Below are 17,668 nucleotides of genomic sequence, written 5' to 3'. Positions count from 1 at the left end.
AATGAGCGGCTATTTCAAACAGCGTGAATAAATAATGCATCAAGATAAAGATCTCTCAACGTGGCAGACATTTCGTCGACTCTGGCCGATGATCGCGCCCCATAAAGCGGGTTTATGCGTGGCCGCTGTGGCCCTGATACTTAACGCCGCGGGCGACACGCTCATGCTCTCCCTGTTGAAGCCTTTACTGGATGATGGGTTTGGTAAAGCGGATAAGTCGGTGCTGATCTGGATGCCGCTGGCCGTTATCGGGCTGATGCTGATCCGCGGCGTCACCAGCTATATTTCCAGCTACTGCATCTCCTGGGTTTCCGGCAACGTCGTGATGAATATGCGCCGTCGCCTCTTCAGCCATATGATGGGCATGCCGGTCTCGTTCTTTGACCAGCAGTCAACAGGCACGCTGCTGTCGCGCATCACCTACGACTCCGAGCAGGTCGCCTCTTCCTCATCCAGCGCACTGGTTACCGTAGTGCGCGAGGGCGCGTCGATTATCGGCCTGTTTATTATGATGTTCTACTACAGCTGGCAGCTGTCGCTCATCCTGATTGTGCTGGCGCCCGTCGTCTCCCTGGCGATTCGTTCGGTCTCTAAGCGCTTTCGCAGCATCAGCAAAACCATGCAGAACACCATGGGGCAGGTCACCACCAGCGCCGAGCAGATGCTGAAAGGGCACAAAGAAGTGCTGATTTTCGGCGGTCAGGAAGTGGAGTCAGAGCGTTTCGCCCGCGTCAGCAACCGCATGCGTCAGCAGGGCATGAAGCTGGTATCGGCCTCATCCATCTCCGATCCGGTAATCCAGCTGATCGCCTCGCTGGCGCTGGCGTTCGTGCTTTATGCCGCCAGCTTTCCCAGCGTGATGGATACGCTGACCGCAGGCACCATCACCGTGGTCTTCTCATCGATGATCGCGCTGATGCGTCCGCTGAAATCCCTGACTAACGTCAACGCGCAGTTCCAGCGCGGTATGGCGGCGTGCCAGACGCTTTTCTCTATCCTCGACAGCGAGCAGGAAGTCGATACCGGCACGCGCGAAATTCAGCGCGCCAAAGGCGACGTTGAGTTCCGCAATGTCACCTTTACCTATCCTGGCCGCGATACGCCAGCGCTGCGCGACATCAACCTGGCGCTGCCGGAAGGCAAAACCGTGGCGCTGGTAGGGCGCTCCGGCTCAGGCAAGTCGACGCTGGCCAGCCTGCTGACGCGCTTTTACGACATTCAGCAGGGCGAAATCCTGCTGGACGGTCACGATCTGCGCGAATACACGCTGCGTTCGCTGCGTAATCAGGTCGCGCTGGTGTCGCAGAATGTTCATCTGTTCAACGACACCATCGCCAACAACATCGCCTATGCGCGCAGCGAGCAGTATAGCCGCGCCGAGATCGAGCGCGCCGCGACCATGGCGCACGCCATGGACTTCATCAATAAGATGGATAACGGGCTGGATACGGTGATCGGCGAAAACGGCGTGCTGCTCTCCGGCGGCCAGCGCCAGCGTATCGCCATTGCGCGCGCGCTGCTGCGCGACTGTCCGATTTTGATCCTGGACGAGGCGACCTCTGCGCTCGATACCGAGTCGGAACGCGCAATCCAGTCTGCGCTGGACGAGCTGCAGAAAAACCGCACCTCGCTGGTTATCGCTCACCGCCTGTCGACCATTGAGAAAGCCGATGAAATCGTGGTGGTGGAGGATGGCCGTATCGTTGAGCGCGGCACTCACGCCGATCTGCTGGCTCAGCGGGGCGCCTATGCTCAGCTGCATAAGATGCAGTTTGGGCAATGATCGAGCGTATCTGGAGTGGACGCTCGCCGCTGTGGCTGCTGCTGTGGCCGCTTAGCCTGATTTACGGCGCGGTCTCCTCTCTGATTCGTCTTAGCTATCAGCGCGGCTGGCGTAAAAGCTGGCGCGCGCCGGTTCCGGTGGTGGTGGTCGGCAATCTTACTGCAGGCGGCAACGGCAAAACGCCGGTCGCGATCTGGCTGGTGCAGGCGTTACAGCGCCGCGGCCTTCGCGTCGGCGTGGTTTCACGCGGCTACGGCGGCAAAGCGGAGCGCTATCCGCTGCTGGTCGACGCCGATACGCCGACGGAGCAGGCGGGCGACGAACCAGTGCTGATCGCCCAGCGCACCGGGGCGCCGATCGCGGTGGCGCCGAAGCGCCGCGCCGCGGTTGAAGCGCTGCTCGCCAGCCACCCCCTCGATCTCATCATTACCGACGATGGCCTGCAGCACTACGCGCTGCAGCGCGATCGCGAAATTGTGGTGGTCGACGGCGTCCGCCGCTTCGGCAACGGCTGGTGGCTGCCGGCCGGGCCGATGCGCGAGCGCGCTTCGCGTCTGCGGCAGGTGAATGCGGTTATTGTTAACGGCGGCCGCGCGGAAGCGGGTGAAATCGCGATGGCGCTGCGGCCTCGCGATGCGGTCAACCTGCATACGCAGCAGCGCGCGCCGCTTTCCGCGCTGGAAAATGTGGTGGCGATGGCCGGTATAGGGCATCCGCCGCGCTTTTTCGCTACCCTTAACCAGCATGGCGTCACGCCGGTGGCCGAGATCGCCTTCGCCGATCATCACGCCTACAGTCAGGAGGAATTGGCCGGTTTAGTGGTCAAGGGCCAAACCCTGCTGATGACCGAAAAAGACGCGGTTAAGTGCCGTCGCTTCGCCCAGCCCAACTGGTGGTATCTGCCGGTCGAAGCCGAACTGAGCGGCAGCGCCGTCGCGCCGCTGCTGGACGATATTGAACGTCTGGCGCGGCAGCGCGCAGGCAGGGCCGCAGACTAACCTCTCGCCGAATGCAGGAAGGGAATGAACACAACGCTTTCGCTTTCGCTTCAACTGGCTCGAAATCTTCATCTGGCGGCGCAGGGTCTGCTGCGCGCGCCGTCGAAACGCGCGCGCTATGCGGATCTGCTCGCGGCGGTACGGCGCATGTCGCTGCTGCAAATCGATACCATTCACGTCGTCGCCCGCAGCCCTTATCTGGTGCTGTTCAGCCGCCTCGGCAGCTACCCGCCGCGCTGGCTGGAAGAGGCGCTGGCGCAGGGCGAGCTGTTTGAATACTGGGCGCACGAAGCCTGCTTTATTCCTCGCGAAGATTACCGGCTGCTGCGCCACCGCATGCTCGAACCCGAGCGCCTTGGCTGGAAATATAACGCCCAGTGGATGCAGGATCATCAGCAGGAGATCGCCGACCTGCTGCGGCATATTGCCGATAAGGGGCCGGTTCGCGCCGCCGACTTCGCCAGCGGCGCCGATCATAAACCCGGCTGGTGGGCCTGGAAGCCGCACAAGCGGCATCTGGAAAATCTTTTCAGCGCGGGCGAGCTGATGGTCAGCGAGCGGCGCAATTTTCAGCGGGTCTACGATCTGCGTTCGCGGGTGCTGCCGGAGTGGCAGGATGCGCTGCACGCTCTCAGCGAAGCGGACGCGCAGTGGGAAATGCTGCGCAACAGCGCGCGCAGCCTCGGGATTTTTCGCGCCGCCTGGCTGCCGGATTACTACCGTCTTAAACGCGTGGCGCTGAAGCCTTACCTGGAAAAAGCGCAGCAGGCGGGCGAGATTATGCCGGTCGAGGTGGCCGAACTCGGTGAGATGTGGCTGCATCGCGATCTGCTGCCGCTGCTCGACGCGCCGCTTAACGCCACGCACAGCGCCATTCTGTCGCCCTTCGATCCGCTCGTCTGGGATCGGCGGCGCGCGCTGGAGCTGTTTCAGTTCGATTACCGCATCGAATGCTATACGCCGGAGGCGAAGCGCAAATATGGCTATTTCGTCCTGCCGGTGCTGCATCGCGGCGCCATCAAGGCCAGGCTGGACGCCCGCATGCAGCGCCAGGCGCGGCAGCTGGTGATCAGGAATTTTTGGCTGGAGCCGGACGCGCGCGTCACCGCCGCCTTCGTCAGGGATGTTCGCCAGGCGATTGAACGCTTTGCGGCCTGGCAGGATGCGGAGAGCGTGCTGTTCGAACAGATGCCCGCCGCGCTGCGGCCGCACTGGCCTGGCGTCTGGACGCTCGATTCCTGAGCTTTGCGGTCTGCGCCGCAGTTTCGCGGCCGCTTTCCGCGCACGCTGAAACACTGCGCTATGGTATCCTTAGCGCCTTATGCAATCGGTCCGCAATGGAGGACATATGGATCACCGCTTACTCGAGATTGTTGCCTGCCCGGTGTGCAACGGCAAGCTTTACTACAACAACGCCCAGCAGGAGCTGATCTGCAAACCTGACGCGCTCGCCTTCCCGGTACGCGACGGCATTCCGGTGCTGCTGGAAAACGAAGCGCGCACGCTCGCCGTGGAAGAGTTCCATCCATGAGTTTCACGGCGATTATTCCCGCGCGCTACGCCTCGACGCGCCTGCCCGGCAAACCGCTGGTCGATATCGCCGGAAAGCCGATGATCGTTCACGTGATGGAGCGCGCGCGCGCCTCTGGCGCCAGCCGCGTGATTGTCGCCACCGATCATCCGGATGTGAAAACGGCGGTTGAAGCGGCGGGCGGCGAAGTCTGCATGACGCGCGCCGACCATCAGTCTGGCACGGAGCGGCTGGCTGAGGTGATCGAAACCTGCAGGTTCGCCGACGATGAGATTATCGTCAACGTGCAGGGCGACGAACCGCTGATCCCGCCGGAAATCGTTCGGCAGGTGGCGGCGAATCTGGCTGGCGCGCAGGCGGGCATGGCGACGCTGGCGGTGCCGATTCATGACGCGGAAGAGGCGTTTAACCCTAACGCGGTGAAGGTGGTAATGGACGCGCAGGGCTACGCGCTCTATTTCTCTCGCGCCACTATTCCCTGGGATCGCGAGCGTTACGCCGCGTCCCGCGAGGAGATCGGCGATACGCTGCTGCGCCATATCGGCATCTACGCCTATCGCGCCGGCTTTATTCGTCGCTACGTCTCCTGGGCGCCTTGCCCGCTGGAGCGTATCGAACTGCTGGAGCAGCTTCGCGTGCTCTGGTACGGCGAAAAAATCCATGTCGCCGTCGCGGAAACCGTGCCGGGCACAGGCGTAGATACGCCGGAAGATCTGGCGCGCGTGCGCGCCGCGCTGCAGGGCTGACGGCGTCGGGGAGCCATCCCCGACGCTTTTATTGATCTATTTCTGCTTATTCGCCCGCTGAGGCCTCCAGGATGGTGTGATGTTTTCCTTGAGGAGGATGCATGGAAAGTCTCAAATCTGAACTCTCGCTGGTGCTGGGCGAGACGGTCGGCCGGCTCGAAACCATCAGCGAACAGCCGCCGACGCGGCTCTATGCGCTCTACGATCGCCAGGACAAACCGATGCCGGTGGTGGCGAAATATTTTCGCCATCAGGGACGCGCCGCGCTGGAGGCGAAAAAGCTGGCGCTGCTCGGCCATGAGGGGCTGATCGCCGTGCCGGCGGTCTATGGTCTGGTGCTGAGCCAGCAGCCGCCGGCGCATGAAATGCTGCTGATGGCGCGCCTGAACGGCGTCTCCGCCGAGGCGCCGACCCGCGATGCCGCTCGCTGGCAGCAGCTGTGTGAAGAGGTGGTGGAAGGGCTGCTCGCCTGGCATCGCATCAGCGGGCATGGCCTGGTCGGCACCGTCGACAGCACCCAGCAAAACAGCTGGCCCGCCTGGTTCCAGCAGCGCGTGGAAGTGCTCTGGTCCACGCTCAGCTACCTGCAGCCGCCCGCGTTCACCCATGCCGACCGCCAGGTGCTGTTTCGCAGCCGCGAGCAGCTGGCGCATCTCTTTCGCGACTTTGACGATCCCTGCGTTATGCTGCATGGCAACCTGCGCCTGACCAGCATCGTCAAAAACGCGCGCAGCGATCAGCTGCTGGCGATGACCCAGCCCGGCGCCATTTTATGGGGGCCGCGTGAATATGAGCTGATGCAGCTGGGCGAAAGTCCGGCAGAGCAGGCGCTGATGGCGCGCTATCTACAGTGCGCGCCGGTCTCCGAAGGCTTTCTCTGGCGGCGCTGGCTCTATCAGCTGTGGGATTGCATCGACGGACTGGTGCAGTATGGCGAATTTGACCGGGCGCGCTTCGATTACGCCCATGCGCAGCTACTGCCCTGGCTCGGCTGAGGGCGCGTCGCCGCCTTTTAGCCACTGCCACGCCTGTCCCAGCGTCTCATAGACGACCCGGTCGCTGTGGCTGAGCCAGAGCGGCGAAGGGATCGCGCGCTCCCACCAGTTGAGCGGCGAAGCGATCGCCAGCTGATTGGCGGGCGCGGCAAGCGGCGTTAAGCCGGCGGCGTGAAAGAAATTCAGGGCGCGCGCCATATGATTGGCGGAGGTGACCAGCAGGAAGGAGCGCTGGCCGACGACGCCGCGCACCGCACGCGCCTCCTGTTCGGTATCTTTCGGCCGATCCAGCACCTGAATATGATCCGGCGGCACGCCCAGACTTATCGCGACCGAGGCGGCGACCTGCGCGTTGCTGACGGGGTTCTTTCCGGCGGCGGCGCCGGTGAAGATCATTGTCGCCTGCGGGTTGCGTCGCCACTGGCGCACGCCTTCGGCGACGCGCGGCAGACTGTTGCCGATCAGGTTCGAACTCGGCGCCCAGTCGGGGTTAAAGGTGTAGCCGCCCCCCAGCACCACAATAAAGTCGACTTTCTCGCTGCCGTTCCAGGTAGGGTAGCGCGACTCCAGGGGCAGCAGCAGGCGATCGGCGACCGGCTGCAGGCTCAGCAGCAGCAGCAGCGCCCAGCTCAGCGAGACTAAAATTTTGCCGCTTTTGTGCCAGCGGCTAAACCAAAGCAGTAAAATACCCGCTGCCATCAACAGCAGCAGCAGCGGTAAAGGCATCAACAGACCGCCCACCAGTTTTTTCAGTCCAAAAAACATCAAAAAAACTCCTTGTTGTCCGAAAAAACAGCAGCTGGAAAGGAAGAAGGGGATGAAAGGTTCATTCTTCATGAGCCTGTGACAAAATAGCACAAGTCTGAGCGCAGCATACCGGAGCCCACGCCATGCAGGATCGTAACTTCGACGATCTCGCGGAAAAATTTTCGCAAAACATTTACGGCACCACCAAGGGGATCGTGCGTCAGGCAATCCTCTGGGACGAGCTTGAGGCGATTCTGCCGACGCTCGGCGCGGCGCCGCTGCGCGTGCTGGATGCCGGCGGCGGGCTGGGGCAAATCTCCAGCGGGCTGGCGCAGCGCGGCCACCAGATCCTGCTGTGCGATCTCTCGGCGGAGATGCTGCGCCGGGCGCAGCAGCATGCTGAGGCGCAGCAGGTGAGCCACAACATGCAATTCAGACAAATCGCCGTGCAGCAGGTGGGCGAGCATTTGGATACGCCGGTGGATCTGGTATTGTTTCACGCTGTGCTTGAGTGGGTCGCAGAGCCTGAAAAAGCGCTGCAGGCGCTGTTTGACGCGCTGCGGCCCGGCGGCGTGATGTCGCTGATGTTTTTTAACCGCCACAGCCTGGTGTTTCGCAACCTGACGCTGGGGAACTTCGGCTATCTGCGCGTCAATATGGCGAAGCAGAAGAAGCGCTCCCTGTCGCCGGACTACCCGCGCGACCCGGAAGATGTCTACCGCTGGCTCGCCGCGTGCGGCTTTGAGATCGAGCAGCGCACGGGCGTGCGCGTCTTCAGCGACTATATGAAAGCCCCGCCGGCGGACGGCGGAGGCGACGCGAGCATTCTTGAGATGGAGCGACGCTACTGTCGCCAGGAACCCTTTTTAAGCCTGGGACGCTACATCCACGTTACCGCGCGTAAACCAGGGCAGAAGGACGAACTATGAGTGAATTTTCCCAGACGGTACCCGAGCTGGTCAGCTGGGCGCGCAAGAATGACTTTTCTCTTGCGCTGCCGGTCGATCGTCTGGCTTTTCTGCTGGCCATCGCCACCCTGAACGGCGAGCGAATGGATGGTGAAATGAGTGAGGGCGAACTGATCGATGCTTTTCAGCACGTCAGTAAAGCTTTTGAGCAAACCCATGAAACCGTAGTGGTGCGCGCCAACAACGCCATCAACGATATGGTGCGCCAGCGCCTGATCAACCGCTTTACCAGCGAGATGACGGAAGGACACGCCATTTATCGTCTGACGCCGCTGGCGATCGGCATCACCGACTACTACATCCGCCAGCGCGAATTCTCGACGCTGCGCCTGTCGATGCAGCTGTCGATCGTGGCGGGCGAGCTGAAGCGCGCCGCCGATGCGGCGGAAGAGGATGGCGACGAGTTCCACTGGCATCGCAACGTCTTCGCGCCGCTGAAATATTCCGTGGCGGAGATCTTCGACAGCATCGACATGACGCAGCGCCTGATGGATGAACAGCAGCAGGCGGTCAAGAACGATATCGCCGATCTGCTGAACAAAGACTGGCGCGCGGCGATCTCAAGCTGCGAAATGCTGCTGTCGGAAACTTCCGGCACGCTGCGCGAGCTGCAGGATACGCTGGAGGCGGCGGGCGACAAGCTGCAGGCCAACCTGCTGCGCATCCAGGACGCCACGCTCAGCAGCCCCGATCTCGGCTTTGTCGATAAGCTGGTGTTCGATCTGCAAAACAAGCTGGACCGCATTATCAGCTGGGGCCAGCAGGCGATCGACCTGTGGATCGGCTATGACCGCCACGTCCACAAATTCATTCGAACCGCCATCGACATGGACAAGAACCGCGTCTTTGCGCAGCGCTTGCGCCAGTCGGTGCAGAACTACTTCGACCAGCCGTGGGTGCTGACCTACGCCAGCGCCGATCGCCTGTTCGATATGCGCGACGAGGATCTGACGCTGCGCAACGACGAGGTGATGGGCGAACTGCCCGCCGAGCTGGAATATGAAGAGTTCAACGAGATCCGCGAACAGCTGGCGGCGATGATCGAAGAAGCGCTGCTGAGCTACAAATCCGAACAGAAACCGCTCAACCTCGCTACGGTGATGCGCGACTATCTTGCCCAGTATCCGCGCGCGCGCCACTTTGATCTGGCGCGTATCGTCGTCGATCAGGCGGTGCGCCTCGGCGTGGCGGAAGCCGATTTAGCCGGTCTGCCCGCGCAGTGGCAGGCCATTAATGATTACGGAGCCAAGGTGCAGGCACATGTCATCGACAAATATTGAACAAGTGATGCCGCTTAAGCTGGCGCAGGCACTGGCGAACCCGATTTTCCCCGCGCTCGACAGCCAGCTGCGCGCCGGTCGCCATATCGGCATCGAAGAGCTGGACCAGCACGCTTTTCTGATGGACTACCAGACCTTTCTGGAAGAGTTTTACGCCCGCTACAACGTCGAGTTAATTCGCGCGCCAGAGGGCTTTTTCTATCTGCGTCCGCGCTCCACCACGCTGATCCCGCGCTCGGTGCTCTCTGAGCTGGATATGATGGTCGGCAAGCTGCTCTGCTATCTCTATCTCAGCCCGGAGCGTCTGGCGAACGAAGGCATCTTCACCCAGCAGGAGCTGTATGACGAGCTGCTGGCGCTGGCCGACGAGAACAAGCTGCTCAAGCTGGTGAACCAGCGCTCCACCGGCTCCGATCTCGATCGCGCCAGGCTGCAGGAGAAAATGCGCGCCTCGCTGAGCCGACTGCGTCGACTCGGCATGGTGTGGTTTATGGGCAACGACAGCAGCAAATTCCGCATTACCGAATCGGTGTTCCGCTTCGGCGCCGACGTGCGCAGCGGCGACGATCCGCGCGAGGCGCAGCTGCGCCTGATCCGCGACGGCGAAGCTATGGCGCTCGACAGCGTGAGCGCGACCAGCGAGCAGGATGATATTGACAGCGACGCGAGTGATAGCGCGGAGGAAGAACAGGCATGATTGAACGCGGAAAATTTCGTTCGCTTACCCTGATCAACTGGAACGGCTTTTTTGCCCGCACCTTTGATCTCGACGAACTGGTCACCACCTTGTCGGGCGGCAACGGCGCAGGCAAATCCACCACCATGGCCGCCTTCGTGACGGCGCTGATCCCGGATCTGACGCTGCTGCACTTCCGTAACACCACCGAGGCGGGCGCCACCAGCGGCTCGCGCGATAAAGGCCTGCACGGCAAGCTGCGTGCCGGCGTCTGCTACGCGGTGCTCGACGTTATCAACTCGCGTCACCAGCGCGTTATCGCCGGCGTGCGCCTGCAGCAGGTAGCCGGCCGCGATAAAAAGGTCGATATCAAACCGTTCAGCATTCACGGGCTGCCGATGGATAGCCAGCCGACCGACATGCTGACCGAGATTATGAATAGCCGCCAGGCGCGTGTGCTGCCGCTGAGCGAGGTCAAAGATCGCGTTGAAGCGCAGGAAGGCGTGCAATTCCGCCAGTTCAGCTCGGTCACCGACTACCACGCGATGATGTTTGAGCACGGCATCGTGCCGCGCCGCCTGCGCTCCGCCGGCGATCGCAGCAAATTCTACCGTTTGATCGAAGCGTCGCTCTACGGCGGCATCTCCAGCGCCATTACCCGCTCGCTGCGCGACTATCTGCTGCCGGAAAACGGCGGCGTGCGCAAAGCCTTTCAGGATATGGAAGCGGCGCTGCGCGAAAACCGCATGACGCTGGAGGCGATCCGCGTCACGCAGTCCGATCGCGACCTGTTTAAGCATCTGATCTCCGAAGCCACCAGCTACGTCTCGGCGGACTATATGCGTCACGCCAACGAGCGACGCATTCATCTCGACGGCGCGCTGCAGCTGCGCCGCGATCTCCTCTCCAGCCGCAAACAGCTGGCCACGGAGCAGTATCGCCATATCGAGATGGCGCGCGAGCTCGCCGAGCACGGCGGCGCGGAGAACGATCTGGAAGCGGACTATCAGGCCGCCAGCGATCACCTCAATCTGGTGCAAACCGCGATGCGCCAGCAGGAAAAAATCGAGCGCTACGAGGCTGACCTCGACGAGCTGACGCACCGTCTGGAAGAGCAGAACGAAGTGGTGGCGGAAGCGCGCGAAGCGCAGGAAGAGAACGAGGCGCGCGCCGAAGCGGCGGAGCTGGAGGTCGACGAGCTGAAAAACCAGCTGGCCGATTTCCAGCAGGCACTCGACGTTCAGCAGACGCGAGCGATTCAGTATCAGCAGGCGCTGCAGGCGCTGGAGCGCGCGAAGACGCTGTGCCAGCTGCCCGATCTCACCATCGACAACGCCGAGGAGTGGCAGGCGCGTTTCCAGGCGACTGAAGAAGAAGCGACGGATACCCTGCTGCGTCTGGAACAGAAGCTGAGCGTAGCGGAAGCGGCGCACAGCCAGTTTGAGCAGGCGCTGGCGCTGGTAACCAGCATCGCCGGCGACGTGCCGCGCCAGGAAGCCTGGCAAACCGGCCGCGAGCTGCTGCGCGACGCCGCCAATCAGCGTCACTACGCCGAGCAGCTCTCCTCGCTGCGCCTGCGCCTGAATGAGATGGAGCAGCGTCTGCGCGAGCAGCATGAGGCGGAGCGCCTGCTGGCGGAGTTCTGCAAACGGCAGGGCGCGCACTATGACGCCGACGCGCTGGAAGGGCTGCATAGCGAGCTGGAAGCGCAGATCGAACAGCTCAACGCCAGCGTCTCCGACGCCGGCGAACGCCGCATGGTGATGCGCCAGGAGCTGGAGTCGCTGCGCGAGCGCATCGCCGCGCTCACCGCACGCGCGCCGCACTGGCTGGCGGCGCAGGAGATCCTGACGCAGCTCAGCGAGCAGACCGGCGAGGCGCTGGAGAACAGCCAGCAGATCACCGAATATATGCAGCAGCTGCTGGAGCGCGAGCGCGAAACCACGGTGGAGCGCGACGAGATCGCCGCGCGCAAACGCAGCGTCGAACGTAAAATTGAACGCCTCAGCCAGCCAGGCGGCGCGGAAGATGCGCGCCTGACGCAGCTGGCGGAACGCTTCGGCGGCGTGCTGCTTTCTGAAATTTACGACGACGTCACGCTGGAGGACGCGCCTTACTTCTCGGCGCTCTACGGCCCGTCGCGCCACGCTATCGTGGTGCCGGATCTGTCGCTGGTGCGCGAGCAGCTCGATGGTCTGGAAGAGTGCCCGGAAGATCTCTATCTGATTGAGGGCGATCCGCAGTCGTTCGACGACAGCGTCTTCGCCGTGGAAGAGCTGCAGAACGCGGTGGTGGTGAAGGTGGCGGAGCGTCAGTGGCGCTATTCCCGCTTTCCAAAAGTGCCGCTGTTCGGCCGCGCCGCGCGTGAAAATCAGCTGGAACAGCTGCACATCGAGCGCGATCGCCTGGCGGAACGCTACGCTACGCTCTCGTTCGACGTGCAAAAAACGCAGCGTTTGCATCAGTCGTTCAGCCGCTTTATCGGCACGCATCTGGCGGTCGCCTTCGAGGAGGATCCCGAAGCGCAGATCCGCCAGTTCAACGCCCGTCGCACCGAGCTGGAGCGCGCGCTGGCGCAGCACGAAAGCGACAATCAGCAGCAGCGCCAGCAGTACGAGCTGGCGAAAGAGGGCGTGGCGCAGCTAAACCGCCTGCTGCCGCGCGTCAATCTGCTGCTGGACGACACGCTGGCCGATCGCTGCGACGAAATTCGCGAGCAGGTCGAAGAGGCGCAGGAGGCGGCGCGTTTCCTGCATCAGCACGGCGCGAAGCTGACGAAGCTCGAGTCGCTGATCGGCGTGTTGCAGAGCGATCCTGAGCAGCATGAACAGCTGCAGGCGGACTATCAGCAGGCGCAGCAGCAGCAGCGCGTCGCGCGTCAGCAGGCGTTCGCTCTGACGGAAGTGGTGCAGCGCCGCGCCCACTTCAGCTACGGCGACTCCGCCGGCATGCTGAACGGCAACAACGATCTCAGCGATAAGCTGCGTCGCCAGCTGGAGCAGGCGGAAGGCGAGCGCAGCCGCGCGCGCGAACGCCTGCGTGAGCAGCGGGCGCAGATGGCGCAGTACAGCCAGGTGCTGGCCTCCCTGAAAAGCTCGCACGACACCAAGCGCGACATGCTGAAAGAGCTGCTGCAGGAGATGCAGGATATCGGCGTGCACGCCGACGCCAGCGCGGAAGAGCGCGCGCGCATTCGCCGCGACGAGCTCTACGCCGCGCTGAGTCACAACCGCGCCCGTCGCAATCAGCTGGAAAAGCAGCTTACCTTCTGTGAAGCGGAAATGGAGAACCTGCAGAAACGGCTGCGCGTGCTGGAGCGCGACTACCACCGCATTCGCGAGCAGGTAGTGAGCGCTAAAGCGGGCTGGTGCAGCGTGCTGCGGCTGGTAAAAGAGAACGGCGTCGAACGGCGTCTGCACCGTCGCGAGCTGGCCTACCTGAGCGGCGACGAGCTGCGTTCGATGTCGGATAAGGCGCTGGGCGCGCTGCGTCTGGCGGTAGCGGATAACGAGCATCTGCGCGACGTGCTGCGCCTGTCGGAAGATCCAAAGCGTCCAGAACGCAAGATCCAGTTCTTTATCGCCGTCTATCAGCATCTGCGCGAGCGTATCCGTCAGGATATCATCCGCACCGACGATCCGGTCGAGGCGATCGAGCAGATGGAGATCGAACTGAACCGTCTGACCGAAGAGCTGACGGCGCGCGAGCAGACGCTGGCGATCAGTTCGCGCAGCGTGTCGAATATTATTCGCAAAACCATTCAGCGCGAGCAGAACCGTATCCGTCAGCTCAACCAGGGACTGCAGATGGTGAGCTTCGGCCAGGTGCGTAGCGTGCGGCTTAACGTAAACGTGCGCGAAGCCCACGCCACGCTGCTTGATACGCTGTCGGAAGAGCATGAGCAGCATCAGGATCTCTTTAACAGCAGCCGTCTGACCTTCTCCGAAGCGCTGGCGAAGCTCTATCAGCGCCTCAATCCGCACATCGATATGGGGCAGCGCACGCCGCAGACCATCGGCGAAGAGCTGCTGGACTACCGCAACTACCTGGAGATGGAAGTTGAGGTCAACCGCGGCTCCGACGGCTGGCTGCGCGCCGAGAGCGGGGCGCTGTCGACCGGCGAGGCGATCGGCACCGGGATGTCGATCCTGGTGATGGTGGTGCAGAGCTGGGAAGAGGAGTCGCGCCGCCTGCGCGGCAAGGACATCTCTCCCTGTCGCCTGCTGTTCCTCGACGAAGCGGCGCGTCTGGATGCGCGCTCTATCGCCACGCTGTTTGAACTTTGCGAGCGTCTGGAGATGCAGCTGGTGATCGCGGCGCCGGAAAACATCAGCCCGGAAAAAGGCACTACGTATAAGCTGGTCCGTAAAGTGTTCAATAACACTGAACATGTGCACGTAGTTGGTCTGCGCGGCTTCTCTGCCGATGCGCCGACGACGCGCCGCGACAGCGAGGAGTCAGCCGGGGTGGAAGCGGAAAACTCGCAGGTTTAATCTGGTTAATAATTACCGCATTGGGTAATCTGTAAACGGCATTTGTCCTGTGAGGCAAATGCCGTTTTTTATTTGTATACTCAGGTCATGAGTAGCAGCCCAGTTGCAGCGGATCCAGGAAACGCTGCGTGGTAAACAAATGAGGGGGCAGGGATGTTGCTGACCAATAAAACTAACAATTATCTGTTTTCACTGCTGGCGCTCGCGCTGGCCTTGACGCCGCTGCATCTGACGCATGCGGCCGTTATTGCAGCGTTACCCGGTACTACGCACGCGACTATTTCAGTAAGCGATAGCCAACAGCGCCTGCGTCAGGCGTTCGCCGGTAAAGAGCCGCCGTTTTATTTAGCCTCGCTGGCGACCCTCTATGCGGCGCACAATATGCAGCCGATGTGGCAGGATCGCGCGGCGGTGCAGCAGTTTCAGCAGCAGCTGGCGGAAGTCGCCATGTCGGGCGTGCAGCCGCAGTTTACGCGCTGGGTCGATCGTCTGACCGATCCCGGCATCAACGGTTTCGCGCGCGACGTGGTGCTCAGCGACGCAATGCTGGGCTATCTGCAGTTCGTCTCCAGCGTGCCGACGCAGGGCGAAAGCTGGCTCTACAGCAACGTGCCCTACAAGCTGGCGCAGCCGCCGGTATCGGTAGTGAACCAGTGGCAAAACGCAGTGCTGGCGGGCGGCTCCGCCGCGTTCGTCGCCTCGCTGGTGCCGCAGCACCCGCAATATGCGCCGATGCACGCCGCGCTGAAGCAGATGCTCACCGACTCGCGTCCCTGGCCGCAGCTGAAAAATCGCGAAACGCTGCGTCCGGGTCAGGTGAGCGATGATGTTCCGGCGCTGCGTGAAATCTTACAGCGCACCGGCATGCTCTCCGCGCAGCCTGTCGCGCCGGGCCCTGCGGACGATGCGGTGCCTACCGCGCCGGTTCCGGCGAGCCAGAGCGGTCAACCCGTGGCGGTGAGCCCTTCAGCGGCCAGCGTCGGCGATCTCGCCGCGCAGACGCCGCAGCAGGCGGGTAACGTGCAGAACGGCGCCGCTGACGCGGTTAGCGACAACGTCTATGACGCCGCGCTGGTGGAGGGCGTTAAACGCTTTCAGCAGTGGCAGGGATTAGGCGGTGACGGCGCCATCGGTCCGCGCACCCGCGAATGGCTCAACGTAACGCCGCAGATGCGCGCCGCGCTGCTGGCGCTGAATATTCAGCGTTTGCGCCTGCTGCCTGACGATATGCACAACGGCATCATGGTCAACATTCCTAACTTTTCGCTGACCTACTACAACAACGGCAACAAGATCCTGTCGTCGCGCGTGATTGTCGGCCGTCCCGATCGGAAAACGCCGCTGATGCGCAGCGCGCTGAATAACGTGGTGCTTAACCCGCCGTGGAACGTGCCGACGACGCTGGTGCGTCAGGACATCATTCCCAAGGTGAAGCAGGATCCGAATTATCTCTACAAGCACGGCTATACGCTGCTCTCCGGCTGGAGCGCGGACGCGGAGGTGATCGATCCCAGCATGATTGACTGGAGCATGGTCTCCGCTTCGTCGTTCCCCTATCGGCTGCGTCAGGCGCCGGGTAACACCAACTCGCTGGGCCGCTATAAGTTCAACATGCCGAGCTCGGACGCTATCTACCTGCACGACACGCCCAATCACGCTCTGTTCCAGCGCGATATTCGCGCGCTTAGCTCAGGCTGCGTGCGCGTCAACAAAGCGTCAGAGCTGGCGGGACTGCTGTTGCAGGATGCCGGCTGGAATGATTCGCGTATTTCCGATCAGTTAAAACAGGGCGATACGCGCTACGTGCCGATTCGACACCGCATTCCGGTGAATTTGTACTATCTGACGGCCTGGGTCGCCGATGACGGCAAGCCGCAGTTCCGCACAGATATTTACAATTATGATAATCCTGCCCGTTCCGGCAGTCAGGCGCTGGCGCGCGCTGGACAGCTGCTGCTCTAATCCTTGATTTTCCAACCCTGTTCCTTTTCGCTGCCGCGGCGATAAGGATTCCAGAATGGCGATCCCGTCCGGGATCGCCGCACAAACCTCTTTACGGCGGGTTGACGTAATCCGGATGGCCGGTTATGGTGCGGCCTTGTGCGGTTTTTGCACATTTCGATGGCTTCAATCTCAGGTAACCGTTTTTCATGTCCAGTTTTAACTTAACACGTCGCAAATTGCTTCTTGGCGGAACGGCTGCGGCTGGCATGGCGCTGCTGCCCAACGCAGCCATGGCTTCGCTTTCAACGTCGCGTCCTCGCGTGCTGACGCTGAGCAATCTTCACACCGGTGAAACCCTTAAAACTGAGTTTTTTAATGGGAAAAGTTACGATAAGAGCGAGCTGGCTCGTCTGAACCACTTTTTCCGCGATTATCGCGCCAATCTGACGAAAAGCATCGATCCTCATCTCTTCGATCAGATCTATCGCCTGCAGGCGCTGCTCGAGACCCGTAAGCCGATTCAGCTGATCTCCGGCTATCGCTCGCTGGCGACCAACAATATGCTGCGCGAAAGCGGCCCGGGCGTAGCGAAACACAGCTATCACACCAAGGGGCAGGCGATGGATTTTCACATTGAAGGCATCGCGCTGAATAACATTCGCAAAGCGGCCTTAACAATGCGCGCGGGTGGTGTAGGATATTATCCTCGCAGCAACTTCGTTCATATTGATACCGGGCCGGTACGGCACTGGTAACGACGCCGGCAACGCTGCGTGCGCCGGTCATGGAGCGTTATGAACTACCACATTATTCCTGTTACCGCCTTTGCGCAGAACTGTTCAGTTATCTGGTGCGAGGCGACGCGCGACGCCGCCCTGGTCGATCCGGGCGGCGATGCGGCGACCATTATCGCAACGCTCCAGCAGCTCAACCTTACCCCCACGCAAATTTTACTGACGCACGGCCATCTGGATCACGTTGGCGCGGCGGCGGAGCTGGCGGCGCACTATCAGGCGCCGATTATCGGCCCGCACCGGCTGGACGCTTTCTGGCTGGAAGCGCTGCCGACCCAGAGCCGAATGTTTGGGCTGGCGGAGTGCGCGCCCTTTACGCCGGATCGCTGGCTGAAGGAGGGCGACAGCGTGCAGGTCGGCGACGTCGAGCTGACGATCCTGCATACGCCTGGCCACACGCCTGGCCATATCGTCTTTTTCGATCGCGCAGGCCGTCTGCTGATTTCCGGCGATGTGATTTTCCACGGCGGCGTAGGGCGAACCGACTTCCCGCAGGGCAGCCATCAGGATTTGATCGCCTCGATTAAAGAGAAGCTGCTGCCGCTGGGCGACGATATCACCTTCGTGCCCGGCCACGGCGCCATCTCGACGCTGGGACGTGAACGTATCAGCAACCCCTTTCTGCAATAAAAAATGGGCCGTAGCGGCATTTTCTCTCCTGACGCACGCCAATCGCGAGCGTCTCAGCGCGAAGCTTCCCGCGCAGGCGCGGG

At 61.9% G+C, this 17,668-nt stretch carries 14 protein-coding genes; 13 read left to right on the top strand and 1 reads right to left on the bottom strand.

All coding sequences use genetic code 11. The annotated features are described in order from the left end of the window. The first annotated feature begins 34 nt into the window (after positions 1–34). The 6 genes from msbA to B3229_RS05695 all read left to right on the top strand — a co-directional run bounded on the left by msbA (position 35) and on the right by B3229_RS05695 (position 6,053). A complete protein-coding gene (gene msbA / locus B3229_RS05720; protein WP_048784662.1) occupies positions 35–1,783 on the top strand; it encodes a lipid A ABC transporter ATP-binding protein/permease MsbA in 1,749 nt (582 codons plus the stop codon). Beyond that, positions 1,780–2,781, top strand: coding sequence for a tetraacyldisaccharide 4'-kinase (lpxK, locus tag B3229_RS05715; RefSeq protein ID WP_286870047.1), 1,002 nt, complete (start codon positions 1,780–1,782; stop codon positions 2,779–2,781). The genes msbA and lpxK overlap by 4 nt, the downstream gene beginning before the upstream one ends. Before the next feature lie 24 nt (positions 2,782–2,805). Then, positions 2,806–4,023 carry a winged helix-turn-helix domain-containing protein gene (locus B3229_RS05710; protein WP_286870045.1) on the top strand — a complete coding sequence of 406 codons (1,218 nt, stop codon included), beginning with the start codon at positions 2,806–2,808 and terminating at the stop codon, positions 4,021–4,023. A 106-nt stretch (positions 4,024–4,129) separates the two neighbouring features. Further along, a complete protein-coding gene (locus B3229_RS05705; protein WP_286870042.1) occupies positions 4,130–4,312 on the top strand; it encodes a Trm112 family protein in 183 nt (60 codons plus the stop codon). Beyond that, positions 4,309–5,058: a 3-deoxy-manno-octulosonate cytidylyltransferase gene (gene kdsB / locus B3229_RS05700; RefSeq protein ID WP_048784659.1), complete on the top strand. Its 750-nt coding sequence runs from the start codon at positions 4,309–4,311 to the stop codon at positions 5,056–5,058. Before B3229_RS05705 ends, kdsB begins: the two co-directional genes overlap by 4 nt. A gap of 101 nt (positions 5,059–5,159) precedes the next feature. Continuing rightward, entirely contained in the window at positions 5,160–6,053 is an 894-nt protein-coding gene (locus tag B3229_RS05695; RefSeq protein ID WP_286870041.1) for a fructosamine kinase family protein, read from the top strand. On the opposite strand, the gene elyC is transcribed toward B3229_RS05695, so the two are convergent. Beyond that, positions 6,033–6,818: an envelope biogenesis factor ElyC gene (gene elyC / locus B3229_RS05690; protein ID WP_286870039.1), complete on the bottom strand. Its 786-nt coding sequence runs from the start codon at positions 6,816–6,818 to the stop codon at positions 6,033–6,035. The genes B3229_RS05695 and elyC overlap by 21 nt on opposite strands. Positions 6,819–6,943: 125 nt before the next feature. Between elyC and cmoM the strand changes: the two genes are divergently transcribed. The 7 genes from cmoM to B3229_RS05655 all read left to right on the top strand — a co-directional run bounded on the left by cmoM (position 6,944) and on the right by B3229_RS05655 (position 17,585). Beyond that, entirely contained in the window at positions 6,944–7,729 is a 786-nt protein-coding gene (cmoM, locus tag B3229_RS05685) for a tRNA uridine 5-oxyacetic acid(34) methyltransferase CmoM (protein WP_033751258.1), read from the top strand. Then, positions 7,726–9,048, top strand: coding sequence for a chromosome partition protein MukF (mukF, locus tag B3229_RS05680; RefSeq protein WP_033751254.1), 1,323 nt, complete (start codon positions 7,726–7,728; stop codon positions 9,046–9,048). Before cmoM ends, mukF begins: the two co-directional genes overlap by 4 nt. Further along, a complete protein-coding gene (mukE, locus tag B3229_RS05675) occupies positions 9,029–9,745 on the top strand; it encodes a chromosome partition protein MukE (RefSeq protein ID WP_048784654.1) in 717 nt (238 codons plus the stop codon). Before mukF ends, mukE begins: the two co-directional genes overlap by 20 nt. Then, positions 9,742–14,217, top strand: coding sequence for a chromosome partition protein MukB (mukB, locus tag B3229_RS05670; RefSeq protein ID WP_286870036.1), 4,476 nt, complete (start codon positions 9,742–9,744; stop codon positions 14,215–14,217). The genes mukE and mukB overlap by 4 nt, the downstream gene beginning before the upstream one ends. 153 nt (positions 14,218–14,370) lie before the next feature. Then, positions 14,371–16,179, top strand: a complete 1,809-nt coding sequence (ldtD, locus tag B3229_RS05665; protein ID WP_286870035.1) for a L,D-transpeptidase — start codon at positions 14,371–14,373, stop codon at positions 16,177–16,179. A gap of 188 nt (positions 16,180–16,367) precedes the next feature. Next, a complete protein-coding gene (locus B3229_RS05660; protein ID WP_033751243.1) occupies positions 16,368–16,916 on the top strand; it encodes a YcbK family protein in 549 nt (182 codons plus the stop codon). Positions 16,917–16,955: 39 nt separating this feature from the next. Then, entirely contained in the window at positions 16,956–17,585 is a 630-nt protein-coding gene (locus B3229_RS05655; RefSeq protein ID WP_286870033.1) for an MBL fold metallo-hydrolase, read from the top strand. The last annotated feature ends 83 nt before the right edge of the window (positions 17,586–17,668 follow it).

The organism is Pantoea sp. UBA5035 (genome assembly GCF_002415245.1).
GTDB classification, from domain to species: Bacteria; Pseudomonadota; Gammaproteobacteria; order Enterobacterales; family Enterobacteriaceae; genus Pantoea; species Pantoea septica.
The sequence above is the reverse complement of the archived record's forward strand: the minus strand, read 5'-3'. Positions and strand labels throughout refer to the sequence as shown.